At 46.2% G+C, this 9,420-nt stretch carries 5 protein-coding genes; all 5 read right to left on the bottom strand.

Annotation, left to right across the window (positions count from 1 at the left end):
• Positions 1–262: 262 nt before the first annotated feature.
• Positions 263–1,684, bottom strand: coding sequence for an FAD-dependent oxidoreductase (locus FTU82_RS14730; protein ID WP_180001783.1), 1,422 nt, complete (start codon positions 1,682–1,684; stop codon positions 263–265).
• A gap of 73 nt (positions 1,685–1,757) precedes the next feature.
• A complete protein-coding gene (gene gltB, locus FTU82_RS14735) occupies positions 1,758–6,233 on the bottom strand; it encodes a glutamate synthase large subunit (protein ID WP_180085684.1) in 4,476 nt (1,491 codons plus the stop codon).
• 449 nt (positions 6,234–6,682) lie between these two features.
• Positions 6,683–7,555 carry a hypothetical protein gene (locus FTU82_RS14740; RefSeq protein WP_180001781.1) on the bottom strand — a complete coding sequence of 291 codons (873 nt, stop codon included), beginning with the start codon at positions 7,553–7,555 and terminating at the stop codon, positions 6,683–6,685.
• Between the two features lie 12 nt (positions 7,556–7,567).
• The gene (gene aroB / locus FTU82_RS14745) at positions 7,568–8,647 is read right to left on the bottom strand and encodes a 3-dehydroquinate synthase (protein WP_100358186.1); all 1,080 of its coding nucleotides are present in this window, start codon (positions 8,645–8,647) and stop codon (positions 7,568–7,570) included.
• Between the two features lie 28 nt (positions 8,648–8,675).
• A complete protein-coding gene (gene aroK, locus FTU82_RS14750; RefSeq protein WP_005094320.1) occupies positions 8,676–9,212 on the bottom strand; it encodes a shikimate kinase AroK in 537 nt (178 codons plus the stop codon).
• Between the last annotated feature and the right edge of the window lie 208 nt (positions 9,213–9,420).

Consider the following 9,420-nt stretch of genomic DNA (forward strand, 5'->3'; position numbering starts at 1 on the left):
AAATCCTATAGAACAGATGTGGGCATGGGTTAAACGTAAGCGTAAAGAATGGTTGATCGACTCAGTCGATGAATTATTTCGAGTTTTTTTCGAATCCTGTATGGATAATAAAGTAGTTTGACTATAGGATAAGGGTTCTGTGAAATTTGTCGTGTACAGAGAATCTTTTTAATGCTTCACACTTTAAAATTAAAAATTATCGAAGATGAAAAAAACCCGCCGTAGCGGGTGTTCTTGAATAATTTGAGCTTATTCTTAACGGTTAAACATCCAGATAATCTAGAATCCCTTCTGCGGCCTGACGACCTTCCCAGATGGCTGTCACGACCAGGTCAGAACCGCGCACCATATCACCACCAGCAAAGATTTTCGGATTTGAGGTCTGGAACTTGTATTGCTGCTGCTCAGCGGCAACGACACAGCCTGAACCATCCAGCTTGATCTCGACATCGGCGAACCAGTCAGCGGGGCTGGTACGGAAACCGAAAGCAAGCAGGACTGCATCGGCGGGCAAAATTTCTTCTGAACCCGGAATTGGTTCTGGGCTGCGACGACCACGACTGTCTGGCTCACCCAACTGTGTGCTAATCACTTTCACACCTGTGACCTTGCCATGTTCACCGACGATTTCGATCGGCTGACGGTTGAACTGAAATTCCACCCCTTCTTCACGCGCATTTTGTACTTCACGGCGCGAACCCGGCATGTTTTCTTCATCACGACGATAAGCACAAGTGACTGTCTCAGCACCTTGACGAATCGAGGTTCGGTTACAGTCCATCGCAGTATCGCCACCGCCTAAAACGATGACTTTTTTGCCTTGTACACTGATGTATTCAGCTGGCTCTTTTTCCCAGCCTTGGGTGCGGTTGACATTGGCAATCAGGAAATCTAGCGCGTCATGGACACCGTCCAGCTCTTCACCGGCAAAACCACCTTTCATATAAGTATAGGTTCCCATCCCCATGAATACCGCATCATAATCTGCAAGCAACTGGTCAATGGTGATCTCGGTGCCAATTTCAGTATTGAGACGGAATTCCACCCCCATACCGGTGAAAATTTCACGGCGGCGTTTCATCACATCTTTTTCCATCTTGAATTCTGGAATACCGAAAGTCAGCAAACCACCAATTTCTGGACGTTTATCAAACACGACGGGTTTTACCCCTGCACGAACCAAAATATCCGCACAGCCAAGACCCGCAGGACCTGCACCAATGATCGCGACTTTTTTATTGGTCCATTTCACATTAGACATGTCTGGACGCCAGCCCAAAGCAAAGGCGGTATCGTTGATATATTTTTCAGCATTGCCAATGGTGACCGCGCCGAAACCATCGTTCAGGGTACAAGCCCCTTCACAGAGACGGTCTTGCGGACAGACACGGCCACAGACTTCCGGCAAGGTATTGGTCTGGTGACACAATTCAGCAGCTTGGAACAGACGTCCTTCAGCCACCAGTTTCAACCAGTTCGGAATGTAGTTATGTACCGGACATTTCCATTCACAATAGGGGTTACCACAACCGAGACAACGATGGGTCTGGTTCGCAGCAATTTCCGCAGTAAACGGTTTATAAATTTCTACAAATTCTGCTTTGCGGACATCAAGCTCTTTTTTCTCTGGATCTTGGCGTGCGACATCCAGAAATTGAAAGTCATTATGTAGGCGTTCAGCCATGTCTCTCTCCGTGGCTAGAGGTAAGGGCTTTACAGTTACCTTACTTCTGCCTATATATCTGTTGGTCGTGGAATTATTGTGGATCAGCTTGAGTTGTTTTTAACAGCGTTTGCAAGTTGGCTGCTTTTGGTTTTACCAACCAGAACTTACGGCTATAGAAGTCAAACTCATGGCGGATCTTGTACGCCCAAGCACTACCGGTTTCTTTAATATGTTCATCCAAAATGCGACCCAGGAAGGCTTTATGCTCTTCCATCGCTTCGGTGGAAATACGATTCAGTTCAATGAGTTCGTGGTTATAATGATCAACGAAGTCGTTATCCAGATCAAGTACATAAGCAAAACCACCGGTCATACCCGCCCCGAAGTTATGCCCGACTTTACCCAGCACGGTCACGATCCCACCGGTCATATATTCACAGCAGTGATCGCCAGCACCTTCGATGACCGCGAATGCGCCCGAGTTACGCACCGCGAAACGCTCGCCTGCCGTACCCGCGGCATATAACTTACCGCCAGTGGCACCATAGAGACAGGTGTTACCAATGATCGCGGTATTTTGGGTCTGGAAAGGCGAACCTTTTGGCGGGAAGATCGAGATGCGACCACCGGCCATGCCTTTACCGACATAGTCATTGGCATCACCTTCAAGGCTAATATGCAGACCACCGGCGTTCCAGACACCCAGCGACTGACCTGCAGTACCATTCAGGTGTACTTTCACTGGATGTGCTTCCATGCTCAGGTTGCCATAACGGCGGGCAATTTCACCGGATAAACGCGCACCAATCGAACGGTCACAGTTACCAATCGAGAAGTGATATTCACCACCAGTTCCGGCTTCAATCGCAGGCAGGATTTCCGCCACCATTTTCTCTGCCAGAATACCTTTATCGAATGGTGCATTGCCCTGTACTTCGCAGTACTGTGCTTTTCCTTCCGCAGCAGGATGGGATTCCAGTAATTTGCTCAGATCTAAATGTGCATGCTTGGCAGTTTCACCTGGCAACACTTCCAGCAGGTCGGTACGGCCGATCAGGTCTTTCAGGCTAGACACACCGAGTGCAGCCAGCCATTCACGGGTTTCTTCAGCAATGAAAGTGAAGAAGTTGATCAGCATTTGTGGCTCGCCAATATAATGCTCTTGACGCAAATGGTCTTGCTGGGTTGCCACACCGGTTGCACAGTTATTCAAGTGGCAGATACGCAGGTATTTACAACCGAGTGCAATCATTGGGGTCGAACCAAAGCCAAAGCTTTCTGCACCCAGAATGGCTGCTTTAACTACATCCAGACCGGTTTTTAAACCACCATCGGTTTGTACGCGAACCTTTCCACGCAGGTCGTTGACACGAAGCGCCTGATGCGCCTCAGAAAGACCCAGCTCCCACGGTGAACCTGCATGATGAATTGAAGAAAGTGGCGAAGCCGCTGTACCACCGTCATAACCTGAAATGGTAATGAAATCGGCATAGGCTTTTGCTACACCTGCAGCAATCGTCCCGACACCCGGTTCAGAAACCAGCTTAACGGACACCATCGCCTGTGGGTTAACCTGTTTTAAATCAAAGATCAACTGTGATAAATCTTCAATTGAATAGATGTCATGATGCGGAGGTGGCGAAATAAGCGTGACACCCGGTACAGAGTAACGTAAACGGGCAATCAGACCATTCACTTTACCACCCGGCAACTGACCACCTTCACCTGGTTTTGCACCTTGCGCGACTTTAATTTGCAGGACTTCTGCCGATGTTAAATACGCAGGTGTCACACCAAATCGGCCCGATGCAATTTGTTTGATTTTCGAGTTACGGATGGTGCCATAACGCGCTGGATCTTCACCGCCCTCGCCTGAATTCGAGCGACCGCCAATCGTGTTCATGGCAATCGCAATTGCTTCATGTGCTTCCGGCGACAATGCACCCAAAGACATACCAGCAGAGTCAAAGCGCGGCAGGATTTCTTCCACCGATTCCACTTGTTCAACAGGAATCGAATTATCAGTTTTCAGTTTGAATAGGTCACGAATGGTGGCAATCGGACGGTTATTCACCAGTTCGGCATATTCTTTAAAATCTGCGTAGTTACCTGAACGCACTGCTTTATGCAGCGAGTTGATTACATCCGGATTAAAGGCATGATATTCCTTGCCGAATACAAATTTCAGCAAACCACCCTGATCAATGGGTTTACGGTTTTTCCAGGCAAGATCCGCCAGCTGTTTTTGATCATTTTCAAGATCAACAAAGGTTGCACCCTGAATACGGCTTGGCACACCAATGAAACATGTATCAACCACTTCATTCGACAGACCGACTGCTTCAAATAACTGACCGCCACGATAAGAGGCCACCGTCGAAATTCCCATTTTTGATAGAACTTTCAGTAAGCCTTTCTCAATGCCTTTACGGAAATTGTTTTGTGCATAGATTGGATCACCCAAGAGCTCGCCTTTGGCAACCAGATCATTGATCACGTCATAAGCCAGATATGGATAAATCGCAGTTGCGCCAAAGCCGAGAAGCACTGCGAACTGATGTGGATCACGGGCAAAACCGGTTTCAACAATCAGATTAGCATCGGTACGCAAACCGGTATTAATCAAGTAATGATGCACCGCACCGGTCACCATAAAGGCATTGGCCGGCAAGTGGCCTTCACGAATTTTCTTGTCTGAAAGCATCAGTAAAGTTTTGCCATCACGAATCGCTTGTGCAGCCTCGATGCAAATACGAAGAATTGCGGCTTGTAAACCTTCAGTTTCAGTATAGTTCAGGTCGATGTCAGCAATTTCGTAACCTTTACGCCCCAAGGTACGAATTTGATGCATTTTCGAATTTGAAAGAACCGGACTGGAAATAATCAGACGGTCAGCATGTTCAGGCCCCTGTTCAAACACGTTCTGTTCACGGCCTAAACAGGTTTCCAGTGACATCACGATCGATTCACGTAACGGATCAATTGGCGGGTTGGTCACCTGCGCAAACTGCTGACGGAAATAATCCGAAACATGGCGCACCTGACGTGACAATACTGCCATGGGCGTATCATCACCCATGGATCCCACAGCTTCCTGACCACTTTCCGCGATTGGACGCAATAACTGGTCACGTTCTTCAAAGGTCACCATGAACATTTTTTGGGCCGCTTTCAGGCCATCGCCTTTTAAGCCTTGCTCACATAAATATTCTTCCAGCTCGGGGCTACCTTGCAAACGCACAGAGTTTTCACGTAACCATTCACGGTATGGACGCATACGTTTTAAATGATGATTCACATCTTGTGTATCCAGTACCTTGCCGGTTTGCGTATCGATCACCAGCATTTGTCCGGGGCCAACACGACCTTTAGAAATCACATCTTCAGGTTGATAACCCCAGACCCCAATTTCCGATGCCAATGTGATGTAGCCATTTTTGGTAATCACCCAACGTGCCGGACGTAAACCATTACGATCCAGCATACAAATCGCATGACGGCCATCCTGAATTACCAGACCTGCCGGGCCATCCCAGGCTTCCATATGTTTCGAGTTGAATTCATAGAAAGCACGCAAGTCCGCATCAAGCGTTTCCACGTTCTGCCACGCAGGCGGAACCAGCATACGTAAGGCACGGAACAGATCCATACCGCCACCGACCAGAATCTCCAGCATATTGTCCAGGCTTGAGGAATCCGAACCGGTACGATTCACAATCGGTTTCAGCTCAGTTAAACCCGGCAATAAGGGATTTTCAAATTTTGGCACACGCGCCATGGCCCAGTTACGGTTGGCCGTAATAGTGTTGATTTCACCATTGTGCGCCAGATAACGGAACGGCTGTGCCAACGGCCAGCGTGGCAAAGTATTGGTCGAAAAACGTTGATGAAATACCACGATATGTGATTCCAGACGCGGATCAGCCAGATCGGTATAAAAGTCTGCAATCGCTTCCGGCATCATCAAGCCTTTATAGCTGATGACCGTTGAACATAAGGTGGTGACATAGAAAGAGGTATCATTCAGCAGAAATTGTTCTGCACGACGACGCGCCAGGAATAACTTACGGTTAAATTCAACCTCGGTCACGCCCATCGGGCAATTGACAATAATCTGTTCAAATGCCGGCATCGATTGCAAGGCAATTTCACCCAGTGCATCAACATGGGTTGGAATCACACGCCAAGCCAGAACAATGAGACCTTCAGCTTCAATTTCTTTGTTTAAAACCTGTTTGGCACGTGCAGCAAGCGTAGGATCAAGATTCAGGAACACCGAACCGACAGCAAAGACTTCACTTAAAGTCGTATCACTTAAGCGTTTTGCTTCTTCACGGAAGAACTTTTTCGGCATCGCCAAAAGCAGACCACAGCCATCCCCAGTCTTGCCATCGGCGGCAATACCACCACGATGGGTCATACAACTTAGGCTATGAATCGCGGTCTTGACAAGATCATGGCTTGCATCGCCCTGCATATGGGCAATTAAACCGAAACCACAGTTATCTTTAAACTCATCCGGTTGGTATAAACCTTGAGCGGGAGCTACATTATTAGGCGATGGCATGTGCATAGCGTACCCTTCTTTTCACGAAGCCTTATAGGCTGTTAAACAATCTAAATTCTTCTCTGCGCTGCGTGTAATGGACTTTCGAAGACCGTCTTGCTAGAGCAAAATCTTTTCATCTTTATTTCTTCAGCCTAGTCCTTTTTCAGACCGAATGCATAAAAAATAAAGTTTATTTTGCTGATGAATAACATAAAAATCAGGAATAAATATGACATTCATAGGTTGTCATCGAATCATTTTTCGCGCTAAAACAGGGAGATTAATTCAATCCATGCACCAATAAAGCAAATTACATGCCAATAAATAGCACATAAATTAAAACTATACAGATGACAAAGCTTTAACAAAGATTACAGGGATACTGGTTATTTTTAATGTGTATTTTTTGCACCAAAAGCGCACATTTCTAATTAGGTCATTTTTTTGGTGCGCTATTTTAGAACGGATTAGTTAAAAGGATCACTAATCTCATTGTTTTGAGGACGGGAATTCCCCCCTTGGTTCGGTCGATTATTATTGTTTTGTGGTTGTGGTGCACCTTCTACAGCACTTTCGGATTTCTGTACATCGAGCACATTGCCAGCGGCATCACGACGCACAATTGTGGTACTGGTGGTCGCATCCGAACTACGCGGTTTAACCTCAGCCTGAGTTTGCTGTCTGAGTCGTACAGATTCATCTACCTTCGGTAAAGGTACGTTTTTCAAGCGAATCTCATACAGCTTTTGATTACTTGCCAACTCCTCTGAACCCAGATTATTGACCAGACTGACATACTGCTGTATTAGCACCACTTCAGGCTTCACTGAAGCAGGCAAATTTAAATTCAATGTAGATAAGGCCTGATTGGCTTCTGCGGCGGTCTTATACTGACCATACAGCAGCACATATTGTTCTGGCTGATTTTCACCGGATATTCTTAGATAAATAAAAGGCTTACGATCTGGCTGTTTTTTAAGAAAGCTTTTGAGAATGGCTTCATTGCTGACGCGAAATAATTCAATCGCATGCTGTTTTTTCGCCTCATTAACAAATTTGGTGCCGCGAAATTCTGGCTCATGATTGGCATTTACAATGGTGCGCGTATTCAAATCGAGGGGTTTGACCTCGTCAAAAAGCGCACCAAGATGGGTCATTGTCGCTACTTTTTCCGGCTGAATTTGTAATTGAACTTTAGTTTCTGGCTTTTTTTCCACTTCAATTACCGCATCTGAATCAGTAATGGCCCAAAAGATCAAGGCTGCAAATAGACAGCATACACCACAGACCAGCCAGAAATAGTGCTGAACCTTTTGCCAAGGAGTGTGTAATGCTGTCATAAAAACTAAAACCTATGCCTGATTCGCTAAAATTGCCTGTTGCATTCGCTCAAGATCAAAATCTCGAGTAATCACAGCTTTACCTAATTGTTGCAACAACACCAGACGCAATTGTCCATTCAAGACTTTTTTGTCATGGGCCATATATGCCAGGAAATCATCAAGAGGGATTTTAGGACAAACGATCGGAAGTTTGGCACGAGAAATGATTTTTTTTGTACGTTCCAGATCACCCTGAGAAATCCAGCCCATACGCTGTGATAAATCTGCCGCCATGACCATACCTGTTGCAACAGCTTCGCCATGTAGCCAGACACCATACCCCAGATAAGATTCAATCGCATGTCCAAAAGTATGCCCTAAATTCAGTAGAGCACGTTCCCCTTGCTCTTTTTCATCATTGGCGACAATCCGGGCCTTGTGCGCACAGGAACGATAAACGGCCTCAGCCAGTAGTTTCTCATCACGACTGACCAGAGCATTCATATTATCTTCAAGCCAGAGCAGAAATGATTCATCACCGAGTAGCGCATACTTAATCACTTCAGCCAAACCGGCCGCAAGTTCACGATCGGGTAAAGTAGAAAGTTGCGACATATCGGCCAGCACCACTTGCGGTTGCTGGAACGCACCAATCATGTTTTTACCCAGTGGATGATTAATCCCGGTTTTTCCACCGACACTGGAATCGACTTGAGACAGTAAAGTCGTCGGTACCTGAATGAAATACACGCCACGCTGGAAACATGCCGAAGCAAAACCGGCCATATCGCCAATCACACCACCACCGAGCGCAAGCACCGTACAGTCCCGGTTAAAACCAGCTTCAAGCAATGCATCAAAGATCAGATTCAGATGCTGGCTATCCTTATATTTTTCACCATCGGGCAAAATACAGGTCGCGACATGCTTGTCTAAAGCTGCAATCGCAGTTTGATAATGCTGCAAATAAAGTGGCGCAACCGTGGTATTGCTCACAATCATCACTTGCTTGCCATGAATATAGGGAGCCAATAAGGCCTGTGGATCAAGATCGCTCCCGATAAAAATAGGGTAACGACGTTCTCCGAGTTCTACATATAAGGTTTGCATGTTTGATTAACCACTTTATTCAATGAACTTAGTTTTTGGAAGTAATGAGATTGAGAATCCGCTGCGCCAGATCTCGTGCCGCACCCTGATTGGTCTCAATGATATGATGTGCCACTTCCCGATACAAGGGATCACGAACTGCCAATAAATCACGTAACTTTTGTTCCGGATTTTCGACTTGGAGGAGTGGACGGTTTTTATCGCGATAGGTACGCTGTAGTTGAATTTCAACCGGCGTATAGAGATAAACGACGATCCCACGCTGTTTCAGATAGTCTCGATTCAAGACCTGAGTAATGGCACCACCGCCAGTGGCTAAAACTAAATGGGGGCGTGAAGTCAGTTCATTAATTACAGCAGTTTCACGGTCACGAAAACCCTGTTCCCCTTCTTTCTCAAAAATCCAGGGAATCGTCGCACCTGTTTTACGTTCAATTTCATGATCACTATCTAGAAATTCACGTCCTAACAATTCTGCGAGATGTCGTCCTACTGTTGTTTTACCGGCCCCCATCGGCCCTACCAAATAAAGATTTGGTAGGGTTTCAAACTCTTTGCTTGGCAAGGAGTCACCTATTCGTTTTGTTAAATTCAAAATATATTAATGATTTCTTGAAACACTGTCATTAACAATTCGAGGTGTAACGGTGAGTAGACCAAGGGAATTTCACCCTTAGCCCCTCGCAGAACCGGACATGAACCTCTCAGCTCATCCGGCTCCCATTATCCAACCGATGGTAAACATCCCATTTTCCAGTGCACAAAGGCATTTG

The organism is Acinetobacter sp. YH12151 (genome assembly GCF_013418355.1).
GTDB lineage: Bacteria > Pseudomonadota > Gammaproteobacteria > Pseudomonadales > Moraxellaceae > Acinetobacter > Acinetobacter pseudolwoffii.